Here is a 20,673-nt window from a genome sequence, read left to right as displayed (position 1 = left end):
GGCGTCGCGGATAAGGCGCGGACGCCGCCCTGGCCATCGGTCACGAGCGCCTTACCTGCTCATCGCACCCGCCGTAATCGCGATGATCGGGTTCCTGGTCTATCCGATGGCCAGCGTCATCTACTACAGCCTGCAGCACTACAACGTCACCAAGCCCTGGGAGAACGGCTTCGCCGGGCTCGACAACTTCACCAGGCTGCTCTTCGAGGATCCGCTGTTCTGGCAGAGCCTCGGGTTCAGCGTCAAGTGGGTCGTGGTCGAGGTCGTGCTGCAGCTCCTGCTCGGCCTGGCGCTCGCACTGATCGTCAACGAGAGCTTCATCGGCAGGGCCTTCTCCCGCGCCATGGTCTTCTCGCCCTGGGCGGTCTCGGGAGTGCTCACCACGGGCATCTGGCTGCTGCTCTACAACTCCCAGGCCGGGGTGCCCCGCTATCTCGCCGACCTGGGGCTGATGGACTACGGCGCGTCGCCGCTGGCCAACACCGATACGGTGTTCGCCGCCGCGGTGCTGGCGGAGCTGTGGCGCGGCGTGCCGTTCTTCGCCATCCTGCTCCTCGCCGACCTGCAGACCATCTCAGGAGATCTCTACGAGGCGGCCTCGGTCGACGGAGCCACCCGGATCCGCAGGTTCGTCCACATCACGCTGCCGCACCTGAAGGACGCGATCATCCTGTCCACGCTGCTGCGCGCGGTGTGGGAGTTCAACAACGTGGACCTGCTCTACACCCTCACCGGGGGCGGGCCGGCGCACCAGACGACCACACTGCCGCTCTACGTGGCCACGACCGCCGCCCAGTCGCACGACTTCGGCTACGGGTCGGCCCTCACCACCGCCGCCTTCGTGATCCTTACCTTCTTCTCCGTCGCCTACCTGCGGTTGAGCAAGTTCGGAGCCCGCTGATGACGACCCAGACGACCACCCGCCGGAGCAGTCTCCCGCCCCCGGTCAGGATCCCGCCGGGCAAGCGGCGGACGGCCGACAAGGTCAGCCGCTGGCAGATCTACGTCCCGCTGGGCCTGTACCTGCTGTTCACCCTGATCCCCTTCTACTGGATGCTGGTCTTCGCCTTCCGGCCCAGGGGATCCAGCTCGCTGCTGCCGTGGCCGATCACCTTCGAGAACTTCGAGACGGTCTGGACCGACCTGGGCTTCGCGATCTTCTTCCAGAACAGCCTGATGGTCGGCGTCGCCTCGCTCGTGGGCACCACCGTGGTCGCCCTGGCCGGCGGCTACGCCCTGGCGCGGTACAAGTTCCGCGGCCGGAACGTGTTCATGGTCGCGATGCTGTGCACGCAGTTCATCCCCGGCGCGATGATGCTGATCCCGCTGTTCGAGATCTTCCGCACACTCGGGCTGGTCAACACCCTGTGGAGCCTGGTGATCGCGGAGACCGTCTTCCAGCTCCCGCTCTCGCTCATCCTGATCAGCGGTTTCATCAAGAACATCCCGATGGAGCTGGAGGAGGCCGCCTGGGTGGACGGCTGCACCCGGCTGCGCGCCTTCTTCACGGTCGTACTGCCGATGCTGCGGCCGGCGCTGGTCGCGGTGGGCTCCTTCGCCTTCATCCACAGCTGGAACAACTTCCTGTTCGCGCTGATGTTCGTCAGCGACCAGGAGAAGTTCACCGTGCCCGTCGGGCTGGCCTACACCCTGGGCGAGTTCAGCGTCGACTTCGGCGCGCTCGCCGCCGGCGGCGTGGTCGCCGCGGTCCCCGTCGTCCTCGTCTTCGCCTTCATCCAGCGCTACCTCGTGCAGGGCATGTCCGCCGGGGCGGTGAAGGGATGAACCTGGAAGCGGGATCACGGATCCTGGTCACCGGCAGCGCGGGCCGGTTCGGCCGCAGCCTGGTCTGGGCGCTCGCCGAGGCCGGCCACGAGCTGATCGGCATCGACAACGCGCCCGGCACCCCGTCCTGCTGCGCCGCCACCCTCCCCGCCGACCTGACGGACCTGGGCGAGGCGTACCAGGTGATGACGAGGTTCCGACCGGCGGCCGTGGTCCATCTGGCCGCGATCGCCACCCCGTTCAGCCGGACCGACGCCCTCACCTACCGGGTCAACACCCAGCTCGCCTTCAACGTGTGCGAGGCCGCGTCCGCGACCGGCGTGGAACGCGTCGTGGTGGCCAGCAGCCCCACGGTCATAGGGTACGGCGCGCCGCACGGCTGGACCCCGGCCCGGCTCCCGATCGACGAGTCGCACCCGGTGGCCCCGTGGCACGCCTACAGTCTCTCCAAGCTGGTCGCCGAGCAGGTGGTGGCCACCTTCGCGCGGGCCTCGACCGGCACCCGGTTCGCCGCGGTCCGGCCCTGCTTCGTGATCGCCCCCGAGGAGTGGGAGGGCGCCCCCACCCAGTCGGGCCACACCGTGCGCGAACGGCTCGACGACCCGAAGATCGCGGGCGTCTCCCTGTTCAACTACCTCGACGCGCGGGACGCCTCCGACCTGGTCCTCGCCCTGCTGAACAGGCTGCCCGAGCTCGACAACGGCGAGGTGTTCTTCGCGGGCGCCGCCGACGCGCTGGCCCGCGAGCCGCTCGCCGAGGTCCTGCCCAGAATCATCCCCGCCACGGCGGGCCACGCCGCCGCACTCACCGGGACCGCTCCGGCGTTCTCGTCCGCCAAGGCGGAGCGCCTCCTCGGCTGGCAGGCCAAGCGAAGCTGGCGAACCGAGATAGGAGAAATCTAGATGCAGCTCAGCGGAGTCCTTTTCTTCCCCGTCACCCCGTTCGACGCGAACGGCGGGCTCGCCGGTGACGTGCTGGCCGAGCATGTCGGGCAAGGACTCGCCCATGGTCCGGGCGGCGTCTTCGTGGCCTGCGGCACCGGCGAGTTCCCCTCGCTGTCGGAGGCGGAGCACGCGCGGGCCGTACGGGTCGCGGTGGAGACCACGAGCGGCGCGGTGCCGGTGATCGCGGGGGCGGGCGGCCCGCTCGGCGCCGCGCTGAGCCAGGCGCGGGCCGCCAGGGACGCCGGCGCGGACGGGCTGCTGCTCATGCCGCCCTACCTGGCGCAGGGCCCGGCGAGCGGCCTGATCGCCTATGTGCGGGAGATCGCCGGCGTCGGCCTGCCAGTGATCGTCTACCAGCGCGGACCGCTGGTGCTCGACCCGGAGACGGCGGTGGCGCTGGCCGCGGTCCCCGGCGTGATCGGGATCAAGGACGGTCTCGGCGACATCGACCGCATGCAGCAGATCGTGCTCGCCGTACGCGCCGAGGCGGGCGAGGAGTTCACCTTCTTCAACGGCCTGCCGACCGCCGAGCTGACCATGCCCGCCTACCGGGGCCTGGGCATCCGGCTCTACTCCAGCGCGGTGTTCTGCTTCGCGCCGGAGATCGCCGTCGCCTACCTGAACGGTGACGAACGGCTGCTCACCGAGTTCTACGCACCGCTGGTACGGCTCCGCGGCAAGGTCCCCGGCTACGCGGTGTCGCTGGTCAAGGCGGGTGTACGGCTGCGCGGCCTGGACGTGGGCACGGTCCGGCCGCCGCTCACCGAGCCCACCGCCGAGCACCTGGCGGAGCTGGAGAGGATCGTCAAGACCGGCCTCGAACTGGTGGGAGCCGCCTGATGCGCCCCCGGGAAGACGCCAGGATCGCCGAGGTGACGGTGTGGTCGCGCACCGTGCCGCTGGCCCGGCCGTGGGGCTCCGACGTGCCGGCCAACCATGTGATCATCTGCGAGGTGACGCTGGACGACGGGCGGCGGGGCACCGGTTTCGGGTGGACGCCGCAGATCGGCGCGGGAGCCGTACGCTCGCTGCTGGAGACCGAGGTCCGCGACGCGGCGCTCGGCCTGCCCGCGCACCCCGAGGTGGTGTGGGACCTGTTGTGGCGGCATCTGCGCGAGGCCGGCGCCGGGGGGATCCCGACGATCGCGCTGGCCGCGATCGACCTCGCCCTGTGGGACCTGCGCTGCGACGGCCGGGGCCTCGCCGACACGCTCGGCAGGCGGCGCGACACCGTCCCCGTCTACGGCAGCGGCGTCAACCTGCACTACTCGCTGGAGGAACTGGTCGCCCAGGCCGGGCGGTGGGCACAGGCCGGCTACCAGGCGGTCAAGGTGAAGGTGGGCAAGGACGACCTGCGCGAGGACGTGGCCCGGATAGCCGCGGTCCGCGAGGTGATCGGCCCCGACACGCTGCTGATGATCGACGCCAACCAGCGCTGGGACCTGCTGCGGGCACGCACCGCGATCACCGCCCTCCAGCCGTACGGCCTGCACTGGGTCGAGGAGCCTCTCCCCGCCGACGACATCACCTCCCACGTACGGCTGCGCCAGGCCGTCGACGTGCCGATCGCGCTCGGCGAGAGCGTCCACACGACGTACGGGTTCCGCGACCTGCTGGTGGCGGGGGCGTGCGACGTCGTGCAGCCGAACGTGGTGCGGGTGGGCGGGATCACCCCGTTCCTCCGTGTCACCGAGCTGGCCAGGACGTTCGGGGTGCCCGTCTACCCGCACCTGCTGCCGGACGTCTCCGGGCAGCTCGCCCTCGCGCTGCCGTTCCCCGCGATGGTCGAGGACGTGGAGGACGCCTCCTTCGCCGCCCTCGGCCTGCTCGCCGAGCCGTACCCGGTCACGATCAAGAACGGTGTTCTTGAGGCGGGCGGTCACGCCGGTCACGGGCTTCTCTTCGCTCCCGACCCAGAAGGTGCATGATGGCCGCGCCCGTCCGCGTGGTACTGGCCGGCGCGCACGGCCACGGTGGCGCGCATCTTACGAACCTGCGCCGGTTGCAGGACGCGGGAGCGGTGACGCTGGCCGGGGTGTGCGACGTCCGGCCGGTCCCGCCCGAGCGGCTGGCCGGGCTCGGCCGGCCCGAGCAGTCCGCCGACCTGGGTGAGCTGGTCGAACGGACCGGCGCGGAGATCACCATCGTGGTGACCCCGATCCAGACGCACGCCGACCTCGCCGTGCAGGCCCTGGCGGCCGGTTCCCATCTGCTTCTGGAGAAGCCGCCCGCGGCGACCCTCGCCGACTTCGAGCGGATCGCCATGGCCGCCGCCCGGAGCGGGCGCGCCTGTCAGGTGGGATTCCAGAGCCTGGGGTCGCAGGCCGTGCCCGCGGTGCGCAAGATGATCGCCGACGGGGCGATCGGCGCGGTTCGCGGCATCGGCGTCGCGGGCGCCTGGGAACGGCCCGCCACCTACTACACCCGCGCCGCCTGGTCGGGACGCCGCAGGATCGACGGGGTCGAGGTGGTCGACGGCGCGCTGACCAACCCGTTCGCGCACGCCGTCGCCACCGCGCTCGCCCTCACCGACGCCCCGGTCGCCACCACCGAGATCGAGCTCTACCACGCCAACCCGATCGAGGCCGACGACACCTCCGCCGTCAGGCTGCACCTCACCGACGGCACCGTCGTCACCCTCGCCGTCTCCCTGTGCGCCCCCCGCCGCCACGAGCCGTACCTCCTCGTGCACGGCGAGACCGGCCGGATCCGCCTGACCTACACCCTCGACGAGGTCACCCTCGACGACGGCCCGCCGGTCCGGTATCCGCGTACCGACCTCCTGGAGAACCTCGTCGCGCACGTCCGCGACGGCGCCGAGCTGCTGGTTCCCCTGCACCGCAGCGCCGGCTTCATGGGGGTGCTCGACGAGATCCGCCGCGCCCCCGATCCGCTGCCCATTCCCGACGAGTTCCAGGAGATCGACCACGATGCGGCCGGCCTGGTGGAGCGGCGGGTGCTGCCGGGGATCGCCGCGCTGACCGAGGCGAGCGCCGAGCGCCTCGCGCTCTTCTCCGAGCTGGGGGTTCCCTGGTCGACGCCGGGAGTGGCGTTGCGGGTGGCGGGCCGTACGGTGGCGCGGTACGCGTGGCGGCCCGACCTGCCCGTCACGCTCTCGCCCCGGCCGCACCTGCACCCGGTGCGCACCCTGGCGGGCACAGAGGTCACCGAGGTCCGCCCGGCCGACCATGTCCACCATCTGGGCGCGGGGGTGGCGATCGCCGACGTGTCCGGGCGGAACTTCTGGGGCGGCAGGACCTACGTGCCCGGACGGGGGCCCGCCTGGCTCGACGACCACGGGGCCCAGTTGCACGAGCGGTTCACCGCACGCGGGGACGGCGGCTTCACCGAGACCCTCTCCTGGGCCGGGCCCGACGGCACGGTGATCATGCGGGAGGAGCGAACGGTGTCCGCCAGGCCGCTCCCCGGCTGCTGGGCCCTCGACTTCGCCTTCACGCTGACCAACACGACCGGACGGCCGCTGAAGATCAGCAGTTCGGCCGTCAAGGGTCGTCCCGGCGCGGGCTACGGCGGCTTCTTCTGGCGAGCCCCCGGGTGCGCCACCGGCCGCGACGTCTTCACCGCCACCGCGCAGGGCGAGGCCGGCACGCACGGCGTCACGGATCCCTGGCTCGCCCTGACCGCCGCCACTCCCCGCGACGACGGCGAGGCGGCCTGGAGCCTGGTCTTCGTCCAGGCCGAGGAGACGCCCGAGCCGTGGTTCGTGCGGATCTCCGACTACCCGGGAGTGGGGGTCGCGCTGGCCTGGGAACGGGCGCTGGTCGTCGAGGACACCCTGGCCAGGCGCATCGTGACGGTGATCGCGGACGGCAGGCTGACCCGTGCGCGAGCCGCCGGGCTCGCCGCGGAGGCGCTGTCGTGAGCGGATCCCGCCGGAACCCGGCGAGGCCTGCCGGGTTCCGGCGGGTCTCGCCGCTGATGAACACATTCGGGGGCCAACAAAGGAAAGGTGGAGGGCAATGCTTGGACGCCCATCAAGGCGCCTGCTGACGATCGCGTCCGCTCTCGTGGTGGGAGGCTCCCTGGTCCTGACCGGGTGCGGCTCCGACTCCGGGCCCGCGGCCGACGGCACCACGGAGATCACGTTCTGGGACGACAACGGCGGCCCCGCGCGCACTCCGGTGTGGCAGCACATCATCACGGAGTTCCAGAAGGCGAATCCGAAGATCAAGGTCAAGTACGTCGGCATTCCGATCGCACAGGCCCAGCAGAAGTACGACACCGCGATCGCCGGCGGCGGAGTGCCCGACGTGGGCGGCGTCTCCACCGCGATGCTCGCCAACCTGGTCGCGCAGAAGGCGCTCGACCCACTGGACGACAAGATCACCGCCGGCCCGCTGAACGGCAAACTGAACACCCAGGTCGGCGATTCGGTCAAGGCGACCGTGCCGGACGGCAAGACCTACATGATGCCGATGTCCACGAACATGGGCGTCTTCTGGTACCGGACGGACTGGTTCAAGGAGGCGGGGCTGGAGGCCCCGGCGAACTGGAGCGAGTTCTTCACCGCCGCCGAGAAGCTCACCAAGGCGGGCGAGAACCGCTACGGCTTCACCATCCGCGGCGGCGCGGGCTCGATCGCGCAGATGCTGGAGATCGTGTACGGCCAGTCGGGCGTGACGGAGATCTTCGACGCCACCGGCAAGTCCACGGTGAACGACCCGAAGAACGTGGAGGCCCTGACGAAACTGGCCGGGATGTACAAGAAGGTGACTCCCGAGGCCGACGTGAACAACGACTACGTCAAGATGGTCGCCCAGTTCGACGGCGGCAACATCGCCGTCATGCAGCACAACCTCGGGTCCTTCAACGACCACATCAAGGCTCTGGGTGCGGACAAGGTGGCGGCGATGGCCGTGCCGAAGTCCGACGACGGCACCCAGGTGGTCATGTCCAACCCGGTCTCCGGCATCGGCGTCTTCGCCGCCGGCGAGAAGAAGGACGCCGCGTACAAGTTCGCCGAGTTCGCCGCCTCCAAGGCGATGAACAGCTACTGGTCGGAGAAGACCGGCGTGCTCCCGGCCAACACCGAGGTCAACGACGAGCCCTGGCTGACCAAGCTGCAGCACCTCACGGTGGCCAGCAAGGTGCTCAACGACCCGAGCACGAAGGTCGTGCAGCTTCCCTACTATCTGCCCGAGTTCAACGCGATCACCAAGACCGACACCGAGCCGCTGTTCCAGAAGGTCCTGCTCGGCGACATGACGGCCAAGGAGTTCCTGGACACGATGGCCGCGAAGCTGACCGAGGCGCAGGCCGGCTACAAGCAGCGCAACGGCGGCTGACCCCGGTTCCGGGCGCCCCGGCCCTGTCCGCCGGGGCGCCCTCCTTCCTTTCCCCCACGCACCTGACCTGCGGAGGAAGTAAAATGAAGCTCTCTACGGGAGCGGCCGCGAGCCTGGCGGCGGCCCTGTCGGTTGCCACACTGTCCGTCGCCACGCCATCCGCGTCCGCCGCCGCGCACCCGCCGCATCCGCCGCTGGCCCGCCAGACGCTCCCGGCCGGTGACGGCTGGGCCTCGGCGGGCACCGGCACGACCGGCGGCTCGGCCGCGCCGGCGTCGAACGTGCACACCGTGTCCACCCGCGCGCAACTCGTCGCGGCCTTCGCCGCGCCCGGTCCGCGCATCATCCAGGTGCGCGGCACGATCGACGGCAACACCGACGCCGCCGGCGCGAAACTGGAGTGCGCCGACTACGCCGCGAACGGCTACACCCTGGCCGCCTATCTCGCCGCCTACGACCCGGCGGTCTGGGGGCGCGACACCGAGCCGTCCGGCCCGCTGGAGGACGCCAGGGCCGCGTCCGCCGCCCGGCAGACCGCCCAGATCAAACTGAAGGTCCCGGGCGGCACCACCATCGTCGGGATCGGCCGGAACGCCGTGCTCAAGGGCCTGAACCTGCACGTCGACAAGGTCGACAACGTCATCATCAGGAACATCCGCTTCGAGGACAGCGCCGACTGCTTCCCCCAGTGGGACCCGACCGACGGCGACGAGGGCAACTGGAACTCCCTCTACGACAACGTCTCGGTGACCGGCTCCACCCACGTCTGGGCCGACCACAACACCTTCACCGACGGTGACAACCCGGACTCGGCCCAGCCGGTGCACTTCGGCCGGCCGTACCAGGTCCACGACGGGCAGCTGGACATCACCAGCGGCTCGGACCTCGTCACCGCGTCCTGGAACAGGTTCACCGGGCATGACAAGACCATGCTGATCGGGTCCACCAACAACCCGGCCACCGACACGGGCAAGCTGAACGTCACCGTGCACCACAACCACTTCGAGAACGCGTTGCAGCGCCTGCCCCGGGTGCGGTTCGGCAAGGTGCACGTCTACAACAACTACTACGAGGTGCCCGACGCGGCGAGCTTCGTCTACGCGCTCGGCGTCGGCGTGGGATCGCAGATCTTCTCCGAGAGCAACTTCTACCGCCTGAGCCGCGCCGTCGACCCCGCCAAGCTGCTCTACGACTGGGGCGGCACGGCGATCACCACCAGGAATGACGTGCTGCGCGTCGGCGGCACGGTCAAGCCGATCGACCTGGTCGCCGTCTACAACGCCGCCGAGGACCCCGACCTCTCCCCCGACGCGGGCTGGACCCCGGCGCTGCACACCGGGATCGACCCCGCCGCCTCGGTGCGGCTGTCCGTCTCGCAGCACGCGGGAGTGGGCGAAGTGCGTTAGCGGTGCTCAGCGCGCGGCCGTGACCAGCCCGGACTCATAGGCGGAGATGACGAGCTGGGCGCGGTCGCGCGCCCGCAGCTTGGCCAGCAGCCGGCCGATGTGCGTCTTGACGGTGCCGGAGCTGAGGTGCAGATGTTCGGCGATCTCGGTGTTGGACAGGCCGCGCGCGATGAGCAGGAGCACCTCACGTTCCCGCTCGGTCACCCCGTCCAGCTGCCTGGCGACCTGCTGTCCCGGCTCGGGCCTGCGACTGAACTCGGCGATGAGCCGCCGTGTCACGCTGGGGGCGAGCAGCCCCTCCCCCAAGGCGATGACCCTGATCGCGGCCAGCAGGTCGGCGGGCGGGGTGTCCTTGAGCAGGAAACCGCTGGCCCCGGCGCGCAGCGCGGAGTACACGTAGGCGTCGAGGTCGAAGGTGGTCAGCATGAGCACCCGCACGCCCTCGGTCTCCGGCGAGCCGCAGATCACCCTGGTGGCCTGGATGCCGTCCATGTCGGGCATCCGGACGTCCATCAGCACCACGTCGGGGCTCATCCGCCTGGCCAGCTCCACGGCCTCGGCCCCGGTGCCCGCCTCGCCCACCACGCTCAGTCCGGGGGCGGTCTCCACCAGGATCCGGAAGCTGCCCCGTACCAGCGCCTGATCGTCGGCCACGAGCACCCGGACGCTCACGAGACCCCCTTCATCGGCAGCGACGCCCTGACCTGGAAACCGCCGTGCGGCAGCGGTCCCGCCGCGAAGGCTCCGCCGTACATCGTGACGCGTTCGCGCATCCCGATCAGGCCGTGCCCGCCGGTCGCCCCGGGGAGGACCCGGTGGCCGGGGCCGTCGTCGCTCACCTGGATGCGCACCTGTTCCCCCGCCACCTCCACCACGACCCGGCAGTTCGCGGGCGCGGCGTGCTTGACCACGTTGGTGATCGACTCCTGCACGATCCGGTAGGCCGACAACCCGACGCCCTCCGGTAGCCGCTCCGCGCCCCTGACCTGTGTCTCGACCCGGACCCCCGCCATCGCCGCGCGCTCGGCCAGCTCGGGCAGGCCGCTGAGCCCGGGAGCCGGGCCCAGGTCGAGGCCGCCGCCGGGGTCGTTCTCGGAGCGCAGCACGCCCAGCATGTGGCGCATCTCGGTCAGCGCCGCCCGGCTGGTGGTCTCGATGACGCGCAGCGCGTCCCGCGCCTCCTCCGGCCTGGCCTCGGCGACGTGGTTGGCGATGCCCGCCTTGACCGCGATCAGGCTCATGCTGTGCGCCACCACGTCGTGCAGCTCACGGGCGATCCGCAGGCGCTCCTCGGTGACGGCCCGCTCCGCCTCCCGCCCGGCGTGCGCCCTGCGCTCCCGTACGGCCCGGCCGACCGTCCAGGTGCCGCCCATGATCGCCAGCCCGAACAGGATCTGCGGGACGTTTCCGTTGACCAGGCCGACGGGCATGCCCGCCACGGTCAGCAGGAACACGCCGAGCGCGCTGACCACAGCGATCGCGGACGTGGGCTCCCAGGACCGCCGGGGCTCGGTGAGCGCCACGGTGTACAGCGCGAAGGCGGCGGCGACGAACGGGTTGCTCATCACGCCGAGGAGGAAAGCCGCCACCGAGAACGCCAGCACGACGCAGCACACCGGGCGCGGCCAGAGCCTCCGCACGGCGAGCGGGATCGCCATCCCGGCCGTCACCAGTGTCTGGGCCCATCCGGGCACGGAGGACACCGGCGGCGCGGGCAGCAACGGCAGCGCGGACAGCACCGTGACGAACGCCAGGGCGGCCAGGCAGTCGAACGCGATCAGCTCGCCCCGGCGCAGCCGCCGGGCGAAAGGGGGCCGCGAATCCGGTTGGTGCATTCTCCGTACCGTATCCGGCCTGGCCGGATCCCGCCTCCGACCCCGGGACGTCATCCCCAGGTCCGACGGGGAGGGTTGATCGGCCGGATCCATCGCCGTGCGGGCGGAGCCCGGAGTCGAGACCACGGCCGGATGTGCCGCCACCCGGGCGTGCGGGAGCGTTGCAGCCATGATCGAAGTACACGAACTCAGCAAGCGCTACGGGGAGACGGTCGCCGTCGACGCCCTGACGTTCCAGGTGAAGCCGGGACACGTGACCGGCTTCCTCGGCCCGAACGGCGCGGGAAAGTCGACCACCATGCGGGCCGTACTCGGCCTGGACGCCCCCACCTCCGGTGAGGCGCTGGTCAACGGCATGCGCTACGCCGACATCCGCCACCCGATGCACCAGGTGGGCGCGCTGCTCGACGCGGGCGCGGCACACGGTGGGCGCAGCGCGCTGAACCACCTGCGCTGCCTGGCCCTGACCAACGGCATCGGCTCGGACAGGGTGGCGGCCGTGCTGGAGGAGGTCGGGCTGGCCGGCGTGGCGCGCAAGCCGGTCGGCGCGTTCTCACTGGGGATGCGGCAGCGGCTCGGCATCGCGGCGGCGCTGCTCGGCGACCCCGGCGTCCTGCTGTTCGACGAGCCGGTCAACGGGCTGGACCCCGACGGGATCCGGTGGATCCGGGAGCTGATGCGGCGACTGGCCGGCGAGGGCAGGACGGTGCTGCTCTCCAGCCACCTGATGAGCGAGATGGCACTGACGGCCGACCATCTGGTGATCATCGGCCGTGGCCGGTTGATCGCCGACACCTCGGTGCGCGCCCTCACCGACCGCTACCAGCGCGGCGTGCTGGTGCGCTCCCCCAGGGCCGCGGAACTCACCGGGCTGCTGGAACGGGCCGGCGCGAGCGTCACCGCCGAGCCGGACGGCGCGCTCTCCGTCAAGGGCATGGAGGTCGCCGCGATCGGCGACCTCGCCGCGCGGCACGGCATCCCGATCCACGAGGCGACGCCGCGCACCGCCTCCCTGGAGGAGGCGTACATGGAGCTCACCGCGGGCAGCCTCGACTATCGGGCGGGAGTCCGATGACCGGGATACTCGCCGCCGAATGGCTGAAGATCCGCTCGGTCGCCTCCACCCAGCACGTCGTCGGCGCCGTGATCGGGGCCTTCGTCGTGGGCATCGTCTGGGTGTTCTACGCGGGCAGCGTGTGGGACGACGCCACGCCCGAACGCCAGGCCGTCTTCCGCGCCGCGTCACCGGAGGAGGGCTTCCTGCCGATCGTGCAGGTCGCCCTCGGCGTGCTCGGCGTCCTGGCGATCACCTCGGAGTACGCCACCGGACTGATCCGCGCCACCCTCGTGGCGGTGCCAAGACGCCCCGCCGTGATCGCGGCCAAGGCGGCCGTCGTGGGCGCCTTCTCCCTGGCCGCCGGTCAGGGCGTGGTATTCGCGTCGTTCTTCGCCGGACGGCTGGTCGCGGGAGACCGCACGATGGGGTTCAACGTCGCGCCCGTCGCGGGCGAGCTTCCCCGGCTGTTCGCCTCCGGCCTGTCGGTGATGGTGATCGCGCTGGTCGGGCTCGGGCTCGGCGCCGCCGTACGGTCCACGGCGGGGGCGCTCGTCAGCGTGGTGGCGCTGTTGTTCGTGTTGCCGCCGGTCACCGGCCTCCTGCCCGCGCCGTGGAACACCTGGGTGTCCTCGGTGATGCTGAGCAACCTGGTGAGCCAGATCGCGGGCGAGGACATGTCCTTCCGGCTCGGCGACGGCGCCCTCTCCCCGGCGGGCGCGCTCGTCGCCATGGCGCTCTACGCCGCCGTCCCGTTGGCCGCCGGGACCCTACTGATCATCAAACGAGACGTCTGAAGGAGCCACCCCGATGAAGATCCGATCAGCCCTGCTCACGGTCCCCGCACTGCTGCTGGCCACCTCCGCCTGCGCGATGGTCGAGCCGGCGGGCGACAACGTCGCCACCGCGGGCGAGGGCACGGCCTCCGCGGCCCCCCGATCCTCGGCGCCCGCCTCGATGAGCCCTGAGGACGCCCAGCTCAAGTTCGCCCAGTGCATGCGCGACAACGGGGTGGAGGTGTCCGACCCGGGGACGGCCGGCGGCATGGGCATCGACGCCAGGAACATTCCCAAGGACAAGCTGCAGAAGGCCATGAAGGCGTGCGAGAAGTACATCCAGGTCGGAAACGCCAAGATCAACCCCAACGATCCCAAGGTCGCCGACGCCCTGCTGAAGTTCGTCTCGTGCATGCGGAAGAACGGGTTCGACATGCCGGACCCGCCCACCGGCATGGACATGCTCACCCAGGCGATGCCCGGCGACCCTGACGACCCGAAGTTCAAGAAGGCGATGCAGGCCTGCAACCAGCACCTTCCGGGCGGTGGGCAGGGGTGAGGATCGGCTGGCTGGCCGCGGGCGGCGTCGTCGTCGCCCTGGCCGGGACCTACCTCGTCATGTCGAACGACGACGAGGCCCCCGCCCCGCCGGAGAAGGCCGCCACGGCGACGGCCGAGATCATGCGGGGCGACCTGGTCGACACGAAGGCGGTGGACGGGCGGCTGGCCTACGACGGGGAACGGACCATCGACGCGACCCGCGCCGGGACGGTCACCCATGTCCCCGCCAAGGGTGCGGTGGTCGGCCGCGGCCGGGCGCTGTACGGCGTGGACCGCGACCCGATCATCCTGATGTACGGCAGGCTCCCCCTCTACCGCACCCTCCAGCAGGGAGTGAGTGACGGCCCGGATGTCGAGCAGCTCGAACGCAATCTCCGGGCGCTCGGCCACGGTGCCGGCCTGACCGTGGACGACCACTTCTCCTGGGCGACCACGCGGGCCGTACGCGACTGGCAGGACGATCGGGGTCTGCCGGAGACCGGTGCCGTGACCGCCGACCAGGTGGTCTTCCTGCCCGCGAGGGTGCGCGTCGCGGGCACCGGAGTGGCCCTCGGCGACCGCGTAGCGCCGGGCCGGCGCGTGCTGGCCCTGACCGGGACCCGGAAAATGGTCCGGGTCGATCTCCCCGCCGACGATCAGGACCTGGCCAGGAAGAACGCCGAGGTGGCCGTGGAACTGCCGGGCGGCAGGCGGGCCAAGGGAAAGATCACGCGGGTCGGGACGGTCGCCGTCAAGGCCGAGGACGGCACGAGCACCATCGAGGTGGACGTCACCCTGTCCTCGCTCAAACAGGTGGGACGGCTGGACCAGGCTCCGGTGACCGTACGGCTGGAGAGCGAGCGGGTGAGGAAGGTGCTGTCGGTGCCCGTCGAGGCGCTGCTGGCGCTGCGCGAGGGCGGCTTCGGCGTAGAGGTCGTGGCGGACGGCGGCAGGAGGATCGCGGCGGTGCGGACCGGTGCCTACGGCGGCGGCCGGGTCGAGATCTCCGGCGAGGGACTGGCCGCGGGGATGAAGGTCGGGGTGCCGTTCGAATGATCATCGACGTGTCCGGGGTCACCAAGACCTACAACGGCCAGGTCCAGGCTCTGCGCGGGGTGAGCCTCGCCGTACGGGAGGGCGAACTGCTGGCCATCGTCGGCCCCTCCGGCTCAGGCAAGTCCACCTTGCTGAACCTCATCGGCACCCTCGATCTGCCCTCCGCGGGCACCGTCCGCATCGCGGGCCACGACGTGGCCGCCCTGACGGACCGGCGGCTCTCGGCCCTGCGCGGCGGCTACATCGGCTTCGTCTTCCAGCAGTTCCACCTCGACGGCGGGCTGAGCGCCCGCGACAACGTGGCCGACGGCCTGCTGTACGCCGGCCACCCCCTGAAGGTACGGCGGGCACGCGCGGTGGAGGCGCTGGAACGCGTCGGGCTCGGCCACCGGCTGGACCATCGGCCGGGCCGGCTGTCCGGCGGCGAACGGCAGCGGGTGGCCATCGCCCGCGCGGTCGTGGGCGCGCCCCCGCTGCTGCTCGCCGACGAGCCCACCGGCAACCTCGACTCCGCCGCCGGCGACGCCGTCCTCGACGTGCTGCGCTCGCTGCACGCCGGCGGCACCACCGTAGTGATCATCACGCACGACCCGGAGATCGCCGAATGGTGCCCGCGTCGTGTCCGGATGCGCGACGGCCGGATCGCCGCCGACGAGGGCGGGCCGGGCCGTACCGTGCAGGCGCTGGTCAGGGAGGCGCGGTGAACACGCCGAACACGCTGATACCGGCCAGGCTGAGCCCGCGCGATGTCGTCAGGGTGGGCATGTCGGGGCTGCGCACGCGCCCGGCGAGGGTGCTGCTCTCGGCACTGGGGATCGCGATCGGCATCGCGACCATGGTGGCCGTCATCGGCGTCTCCTCCTCCAGCAGGGAGCAGTTGCTCCGGCAGCTCGACACGCTCGGCACCAACCTGCTGCGGGCGGAGCCGGGCAGGACGCTGTTCGGGGAGGAGTCGAAGCTGCCGGTGAACGCGGTGGGCATGGTCAGGCGGATCGGCCCGGTCACCTCCGCCGCGGCCACCGGGTCGGTGCGGGCCACCGTCCGGCGGACCGACCTGATCCCCGCGGAGATCACCGGCGGGATCACCGTGGCCGCCGCCGACCTGGAACTGCTCGGCACCCTGAAGGGACGGACGGCGTCCGGCGTGTGGCTCAACGAGGCGACCGCGCGGCACCCCGCCGTCGTGCTCGGCGGGGTGGCGGCCGGACGGCTCGGGGTGAGCCGGGCCGGCGTGCAGGTGTGGCTGGGGAACCGGTGGTTCACCGTGGTCGGAATCCTGGACGCGCTGCCGCTGGCTCCGGAGATCGAACGTTCGGCGCTCGTCGGATTCCCCTCGGCGGCACGGCATCTGGGGTTCGACGGGCACCCGACGACGATCTACCAGCGCTCGGCGGAGGAGTCGGTGATCGCGGTGCGCGACGTGCTCGCCCGGACCGTTAACCCGGAGAACCCGCAGGAGGTCGACGTCTCCCGGCCGTCCGACGCGCTCGCCGCCCGCGCCGCCGCGACCGGCACCCTGACCAGCCTGATGCTGGGCCTCGGGGCGGTGGCGCTGCTCGTCGGCGGGGTGGGAGTCGCCAACACGATGGTGATCTCGGTGCTGGAACGCCGCAGGGAGATCGGGCTGCGGCGGGCGCTGGGCGGCACCCGCGGGCAGATCCGCGTCCAGTTCCTGTCGGAGTCGCTGCTGCTGTCGGCGCTGGGCGGTACGGCGGGGCTGGTCCTCGGGTCGGTGGCCACCGTGGCCTACGCCAGGGCCCAGTCGTGGCCCCCGGTGGTACCGCTCTGGGCACTCGGCGGCGCACTGGCCGCGACCCTGGTCGTCGGCGTGATCGCGGGACTCTACCCGGCGATGCGCGCGGCCCGGCTACCACCGACCGTAGCCCTGTCCACCACCTGACCCACCTGACCCACCTGTAACCCACCTGACCCCGCCATGATCGCAACCCGCCCGACCCTGCCATCGCCCACCGCAACCTTGGCCGCCCTCACCCGCGTGATCGCAACCCCACCCGACCGGCCCCGCATGACCCGCCACCCCACCTGGCCCGTGGGCTCGGATCCCAGCGGACCGGCCGCCTGGGCAGCGGCCCCGCGGACCGGCCACCGCCCACCTTGGCCGTCCTGACCCGCAATCCCACCCGACCCGGCCCCGGCCGACCGTGGTGCCGGTCGTGGGGCTGAGATCTCGTCAACAGACGTTCACCGCCTATGGGTGGATCGCAAGGTTTGTGATCTAGTTGACTTCCGGTGCCCAACTCACTCCCACCGGAGGTCCCCCCTGTCCAGGCATCACTCGGCCCGGGGACGTGCCGTCACCCTCGTGGCGGCCCTCGTCCTCGGGCTTCTCGGCAGCTCCGCGACGGCAAAGGCGGCGCCTGCCGACCCCGTGGCGGACACCGCGCTCGAAGCACTTCGCTCATCGTCCTACCCGCCCGCGGCGACCCCGCTGTTCGCGAGCAGCCCGGCGACCCGCGCGGCCGGCCCCGGTTCGCCCGTCGAGACCTACCACAGCGACCGCCCGGTGGCGCCGGGCGTGACCATCGACTCGCTCGACAGCCTCGACCCGCGCGGATGGCAGCGCTCCGACGCCCTCACCATCGACCTGGCCGGGGGCGCGAGGATCGGCTACCTCGACACCGGCAAGATCGCGGCCACCGGCAAGATCACCGAGATGGCCGACAAGTCGGGTGCCGTCGCGGCCGTCAACGGCGACTTCTTCGACATCAACAACTCCGGAGCGCCGCTCGGCGTGGCCATCTCCGGCGGCAAGCTCATCAAGTCCCCCTCCGCCGACTGGAACCGGGCCGCCGCCATCGACGCCGCCGGTGTCGGCCGCATCCTGGACGTCCTGGTCGAAGGCGCCCTCACCCTGCCGGGAGGCGGCGAGGCCGTACCGCTCGCCCGTCTCAACGCCACCGACCTGCCCGCGGGCGGCATCGGCGCCTACGACTCCCGCTGGGGCGCGCACACCCGCGCCCGGGCCGTACCGGACGTCGCCCAGGTGACCGAGGTACTGGTCACCGGCGGCAAGGTCGAGCGGGTGACCACCGGCGCCGGTGAGGGCGACATCCCCGCAGGGGCCACCGTGCTCCTCGGCCGCGAGGCGGGAGCGCTGCGGCTGGCGCAGCTCAAGGCGGGCGACGCGGTCGAGATCTCCTACCGGCTCAAGGCCGCCGGGGACGCCGAACTGGTCACCGCGATCGGCGGCCGGAGCCTGCTGGTCAAGGACGGCACGGCCCAGAACCTGAACGACACCACCGCCGCCGCCAGGATGGCCCTCGGATTCAGCGCCGACGGCAGGAAGATGTTCCTGGTCACCGTCGACGGCAACCGTACGATCAACAGCCGGGGCGCGACGCTGAAGGAGATGGCCGACCGGCTGGTCAAGCTCGGCGCGCACACCGGGCTGGAGATCGACGGCGGCGGCTCCGCCACGATGGCCACCCGCACACCGGGCGGCGACCGCGTGCGGATCGAGAACGAGCCCAACGACGGCGGCGAGCGGCTGGTCCCGAACGGCCTGGCCGTCCACCGCCCCGAGGGCAGCGGCAAGCTGAGCGGCCTGTGGGTGCGGCCCGCCATCGATCCGGCGGTCGCGCCCGGCACCGGACCGGTGGCCGGCGGACGCCCCGACCGCGTCTTCGCCGGGCTCACCCGCGCGCTGAACGCCACCGGCCACGACGAGGTGTACGGCCCCGCCGCCGGCGGCGACGTCAGCTGGCGGGCCACCCACGGCACCGCCGCCAAGGGCGTCTTCCGCGCCGGGCTGCCCGGCAAGGCCACGGTCACCGCCCAGTCGGGCCGCGTCCGGGGCACCGTCCCGCTGGAGGTCCTCGGGCCCGTCGCCAGGCTGGGCGTCACCCATCCGTCGGTGAACATCGCAGCCGGCAGCGCGACCTTCGGCGTGGTCGGCTACGACAAGCACGGCAACTCCGCGCCGATCGAACCCGCCGACGCCACCACCGGCTACGACACCGCGCTCCTGGACGTCGCCCCCGACGGAGCGGGCGGTTACCGGGTCACCGCGAAGAAGCCGTCCGGCGCCGGGCTGGTCACCGTCAAGGTCGGCGGGCTGACCGCCACCGTGGCCGTCACCGTCGGGGTCGAACGGCGCGTGCTGGCGAACTTCGACGACGGGGCCAAGTGGACGGCGGGCTCGGCCCGCGGCACCGCCACCGTCGAACCGGTCGCCGGCGGGCGCGAGGGGGCCGGGCTGAAGCTGTCCTACGACTTCAGCCAGGCCACCGCCACCCGGACCGCGTACGCCATCCCGCCCGCGCCGCTGGGGCTGCCCGGCCAGACGCGCGCGTTCGGCATCTCGGTCTACGGCCACGGCCAGGGCGAATGGACCGCGTTCACCGTCGTCGACGCCGCCGGGAAGGCCACCTCGGTCTACGGGCCCTACGTCACCTGGGAGGGCTGGAAGGAGATCGAGATCCCGGTGCCCGCCGGACTGCCGCAGCCGGTGTCGGTCAGCCGCTTCTACACGATCGAGCTCAAGGCCGAGCGGCAGTACACCGGGGAGGTGCTGATCGACGAGCTGTACGCCCAGGTGGCGCCCTCGATCGACGCGCCTCCCGAGAAGCGGGTCGAGGATCGGCTGGTCGGCGGCGACCTGGACCGCGATGACTGGCGGTTCGCCGTCATGTCGGATGCCCAGTTCGTCGCCCGTGTCCCCGATTCGCCGCTGGTCGTGGCCGCGCGCCGTACGCTCAGGGAGATCAAGGCGGCCCGGCCCGAGTTCCTGCTGATCGCGGGCGACCTGGTGGACGAGGCGTCGGAGGCCGACTTCCTGCTCGCCAAGCGCATCCTCGACGAGGAGCTGGCGGGAGAGCTGCCCTACTACTACGTGCCCGGCAACCACGAGGTGATGGGGGCGAGCATCGCGAACTTCCGCGCCCGATTCGGGGACACCAACCGGACCTTCGACCACAAGGGCACCCGGTTCGTCACCCTGGACACCTCGCTCGGCACCATCAGGGGCGGCGGTTTCGACCAGATCGAACGGCTCCGCACCGCTCTCGACGAAGCCGCCGAGGACGACGGCGTCGGCTCGCTCGTCCTCGTCGAGCACCACCCGCCGCGCGACCCGACCCCCGGCAAGGGCAGCCAGCTCGGTGACCGGAAGGAGGCGGCGCTGGTCGAGAAATGGCTCGCCGACTTCCAGCACCGAACCGGCAAGGGCGCAGCGTTCGTCGGCGGGCACGTGGGCACCTTCCACGCTTCCCGGGTGGACGGCGTGCCGTACCTGATCAACGGCAACTCCGGCAAGACTCCGGCCACCTCCCCTGGTGAGGGCGGCTTCACCGGCTGGACCATGCTCGGCGTGGACCCGGTCTCCCGGGTGGAACAGGCCGCCGCACGGCTGCTGCCGTTCGCCGGCGGGCCCACCTGGCTAACCGCCCAGATCAGGCCGCACGTGGACGAACTCGCGCTGACCGCGCCCGCAGACCTGCCACGCGGCACCTCGGCCAAGGTCACCGCCACGCTCACCCAGGGCGCCCGCGAGATCCCGGCCGCCTACCCGGTCAGCACCGTCTGGAAGGGCAGCGGCAACCTGCACATAGGCGACCCGGGCAAGGCCCGCGGCCACCACATCGCGTCGCTCGACCCGGCGACGGGCACCCTGACCGCCCGCGGGCGAGGAACGGTGACCATCTCCGTCACGGTCAGCGGCGTCACCAAGGAGGCCACCACCAAGATCACCTGACCGACCACGCCCCACTGATCGGCGCCGGACCACATCGGCGCCGATCGGTGGCGGACCGCAACAGCACCGATCGGTGACAGGTACGGCGAGCGACCCGGCGCCGATCGGTGGCGGACCACAACGGCACCGATCGGCGACAGGCACGGCGAGCGACTCGCTTGACAGAACCCGTGCGGCCGAGCCCGCTTCACCGGCCGACGCGAAGCGCACAACGGCAGCCTCTGAGGCCACGCACGACGGGGAGCCAGGCACGACGGG

The 20,673-nt window shown here is 71.8% G+C and carries 17 protein-coding genes; 15 read left to right on the top strand and 2 right to left on the bottom strand.

The annotated features are described in order from the left end of the window. Positions 1-82 precede the first annotated feature (82 nt). The 8 genes from MBA17_RS00825 to MBA17_RS00785 all read left to right on the top strand — a co-directional run bounded on the left by MBA17_RS00825 (position 83) and on the right by MBA17_RS00785 (position 9,441). Positions 83-901, top strand: coding sequence for a carbohydrate ABC transporter permease (locus MBA17_RS00825; RefSeq protein ID WP_238494246.1), 819 nt, complete (start codon positions 83-85; stop codon positions 899-901). Continuing rightward, positions 901-1,785, top strand: coding sequence for a carbohydrate ABC transporter permease (locus MBA17_RS00820; protein WP_238494245.1), 885 nt, complete (start codon positions 901-903; stop codon positions 1,783-1,785). The genes MBA17_RS00825 and MBA17_RS00820 overlap by 1 nt, the downstream gene beginning before the upstream one ends. Then, on the top strand, positions 1,782-2,687 hold the full coding sequence (locus tag MBA17_RS00815) for an NAD-dependent epimerase/dehydratase family protein (RefSeq protein WP_238494244.1): 906 nt from the start codon (positions 1,782-1,784) through the stop codon (positions 2,685-2,687). The genes MBA17_RS00820 and MBA17_RS00815 overlap by 4 nt, the downstream gene beginning before the upstream one ends. Next, entirely contained in the window at positions 2,688-3,569 is an 882-nt protein-coding gene (locus MBA17_RS00810; RefSeq protein ID WP_238494243.1) for a 5-dehydro-4-deoxyglucarate dehydratase, read from the top strand. Continuing rightward, positions 3,569-4,657: a mandelate racemase/muconate lactonizing enzyme family protein gene (locus tag MBA17_RS00805; RefSeq protein ID WP_238494242.1), complete on the top strand. Its 1,089-nt coding sequence runs from the start codon at positions 3,569-3,571 to the stop codon at positions 4,655-4,657. Before MBA17_RS00810 ends, MBA17_RS00805 begins: the two co-directional genes overlap by 1 nt. Beyond that, positions 4,654-6,612: a DUF6807 family protein gene (locus tag MBA17_RS50170; protein ID WP_455432664.1), complete on the top strand. Its 1,959-nt coding sequence runs from the start codon at positions 4,654-4,656 to the stop codon at positions 6,610-6,612. The genes MBA17_RS00805 and MBA17_RS50170 overlap by 4 nt, the downstream gene beginning before the upstream one ends. A 97-nt stretch (positions 6,613-6,709) precedes the next feature. After that, positions 6,710-8,035, top strand: coding sequence for an ABC transporter substrate-binding protein (locus MBA17_RS00790; RefSeq protein ID WP_238494241.1), 1,326 nt, complete (start codon positions 6,710-6,712; stop codon positions 8,033-8,035). An 83-nt stretch (positions 8,036-8,118) separates the two neighbouring features. Then, entirely contained in the window at positions 8,119-9,441 is a 1,323-nt protein-coding gene (locus MBA17_RS00785; protein ID WP_238494240.1) for a pectate lyase family protein, read from the top strand. Positions 9,442-9,447: 6 nt separating this feature from the next. Here the strand turns inward: MBA17_RS00785 and MBA17_RS00780 are convergent, their stop codons facing one another. Further along, the gene (locus tag MBA17_RS00780; RefSeq protein WP_238494239.1) at positions 9,448-10,113 is read right to left on the bottom strand and encodes a response regulator; all 666 of its coding nucleotides are present in this window, start codon (positions 10,111-10,113) and stop codon (positions 9,448-9,450) included. Next, the gene (locus MBA17_RS00775) at positions 10,110-11,276 is read right to left on the bottom strand and encodes a sensor histidine kinase (protein WP_238494238.1); all 1,167 of its coding nucleotides are present in this window, start codon (positions 11,274-11,276) and stop codon (positions 10,110-10,112) included. The genes MBA17_RS00780 and MBA17_RS00775 overlap by 4 nt, the downstream gene beginning before the upstream one ends. 169 nt (positions 11,277-11,445) lie before the next feature. Between MBA17_RS00775 and MBA17_RS00770 the strand changes: the two genes are divergently transcribed. From MBA17_RS00770 to MBA17_RS00740, 7 genes are all read left to right on the top strand, one after another. Then, a complete protein-coding gene (locus MBA17_RS00770) occupies positions 11,446-12,351 on the top strand; it encodes an ABC transporter ATP-binding protein (RefSeq protein WP_238494237.1) in 906 nt (301 codons plus the stop codon). Next, positions 12,348-13,127 carry an ABC transporter permease gene (locus MBA17_RS00765; protein WP_238494236.1) on the top strand — a complete coding sequence of 260 codons (780 nt, stop codon included), beginning with the start codon at positions 12,348-12,350 and terminating at the stop codon, positions 13,125-13,127. Before MBA17_RS00770 ends, MBA17_RS00765 begins: the two co-directional genes overlap by 4 nt. Positions 13,128-13,140: 13 nt before the next feature. Next, positions 13,141-13,665 (top strand): hypothetical protein, encoded by a 525-nt coding sequence (locus MBA17_RS00760; protein WP_238494235.1) that lies wholly within the window; start codon positions 13,141-13,143, stop codon positions 13,663-13,665. Continuing rightward, positions 13,662-14,702 (top strand): peptidoglycan-binding protein, encoded by a 1,041-nt coding sequence (locus tag MBA17_RS00755; RefSeq protein ID WP_238494234.1) that lies wholly within the window; start codon positions 13,662-13,664, stop codon positions 14,700-14,702. The genes MBA17_RS00760 and MBA17_RS00755 overlap by 4 nt, the downstream gene beginning before the upstream one ends. Then, positions 14,699-15,406: an ABC transporter ATP-binding protein gene (locus MBA17_RS00750; RefSeq protein WP_238494233.1), complete on the top strand. Its 708-nt coding sequence runs from the start codon at positions 14,699-14,701 to the stop codon at positions 15,404-15,406. The genes MBA17_RS00755 and MBA17_RS00750 overlap by 4 nt, the downstream gene beginning before the upstream one ends. Further along, the gene (locus MBA17_RS00745) at positions 15,403-16,602 is read left to right on the top strand and encodes an ABC transporter permease (RefSeq protein WP_455432663.1); all 1,200 of its coding nucleotides are present in this window, start codon (positions 15,403-15,405) and stop codon (positions 16,600-16,602) included. The genes MBA17_RS00750 and MBA17_RS00745 overlap by 4 nt, the downstream gene beginning before the upstream one ends. A 423-nt stretch (positions 16,603-17,025) precedes the next feature. Continuing rightward, positions 17,026-20,415, top strand: a complete 3,390-nt coding sequence (locus tag MBA17_RS00740) for a phosphodiester glycosidase family protein (protein ID WP_238494232.1) — start codon at positions 17,026-17,028, stop codon at positions 20,413-20,415. The last annotated feature ends 258 nt before the right edge of the window (positions 20,416-20,673 follow it).

Source organism: Dolomitihabitans soli (assembly GCF_022213955.1).
Taxonomy (GTDB): Bacteria; Actinomycetota; Actinomycetes; order Streptosporangiales; family Streptosporangiaceae; genus Streptosporangium_A; species Streptosporangium_A soli.
Note: the sequence above shows the minus strand (reverse complement) of the source record. Positions and strands in the feature narration are given on the sequence as shown.

Excerpts from the sequence above, each read along its gene's own strand:
- MBA17_RS00815 (WP_238494244.1), top strand. The coding sequence starts at position 1,782 with ATGAACCTGGAAGCGGGATCACGGATCCTGGTCACCGGCAGCGCGGGC.
- MBA17_RS00770 (WP_238494237.1), top strand. The coding sequence starts at position 11,446 with ATGATCGAAGTACACGAACTCAGCAAGCGCTACGGGGAGACGGTCGCC.
- MBA17_RS00750 (WP_238494233.1), top strand. The coding sequence starts at position 14,699 with ATGATCATCGACGTGTCCGGGGTCACCAAGACCTACAACGGCCAGGTC.
- MBA17_RS00775 (WP_238494238.1), bottom strand. The coding sequence starts at position 11,276 with ATGCACCAACCGGATTCGCGGCCCCCTTTCGCCCGGCGGCTGCGCCGG.
- MBA17_RS00765 (WP_238494236.1), top strand. The coding sequence starts at position 12,348 with ATGACCGGGATACTCGCCGCCGAATGGCTGAAGATCCGCTCGGTCGCC.
- MBA17_RS00785 (WP_238494240.1), top strand. The coding sequence starts at position 8,119 with ATGAAGCTCTCTACGGGAGCGGCCGCGAGCCTGGCGGCGGCCCTGTCG.
- MBA17_RS00825 (WP_238494246.1), top strand. The coding sequence starts at position 83 with ATGATCGGGTTCCTGGTCTATCCGATGGCCAGCGTCATCTACTACAGC.
- MBA17_RS00810 (WP_238494243.1), top strand. The coding sequence starts at position 2,688 with ATGCAGCTCAGCGGAGTCCTTTTCTTCCCCGTCACCCCGTTCGACGCG.
- MBA17_RS00805 (WP_238494242.1), top strand. The coding sequence starts at position 3,569 with ATGCGCCCCCGGGAAGACGCCAGGATCGCCGAGGTGACGGTGTGGTCG.
- MBA17_RS00790 (WP_238494241.1), top strand. The coding sequence starts at position 6,710 with ATGCTTGGACGCCCATCAAGGCGCCTGCTGACGATCGCGTCCGCTCTC.
- MBA17_RS50170 (WP_455432664.1), top strand. The coding sequence starts at position 4,654 with ATGATGGCCGCGCCCGTCCGCGTGGTACTGGCCGGCGCGCACGGCCAC.
- MBA17_RS00820 (WP_238494245.1), top strand. The coding sequence starts at position 901 with ATGACGACCCAGACGACCACCCGCCGGAGCAGTCTCCCGCCCCCGGTC.
- MBA17_RS00760 (WP_238494235.1), top strand. The coding sequence starts at position 13,141 with ATGAAGATCCGATCAGCCCTGCTCACGGTCCCCGCACTGCTGCTGGCC.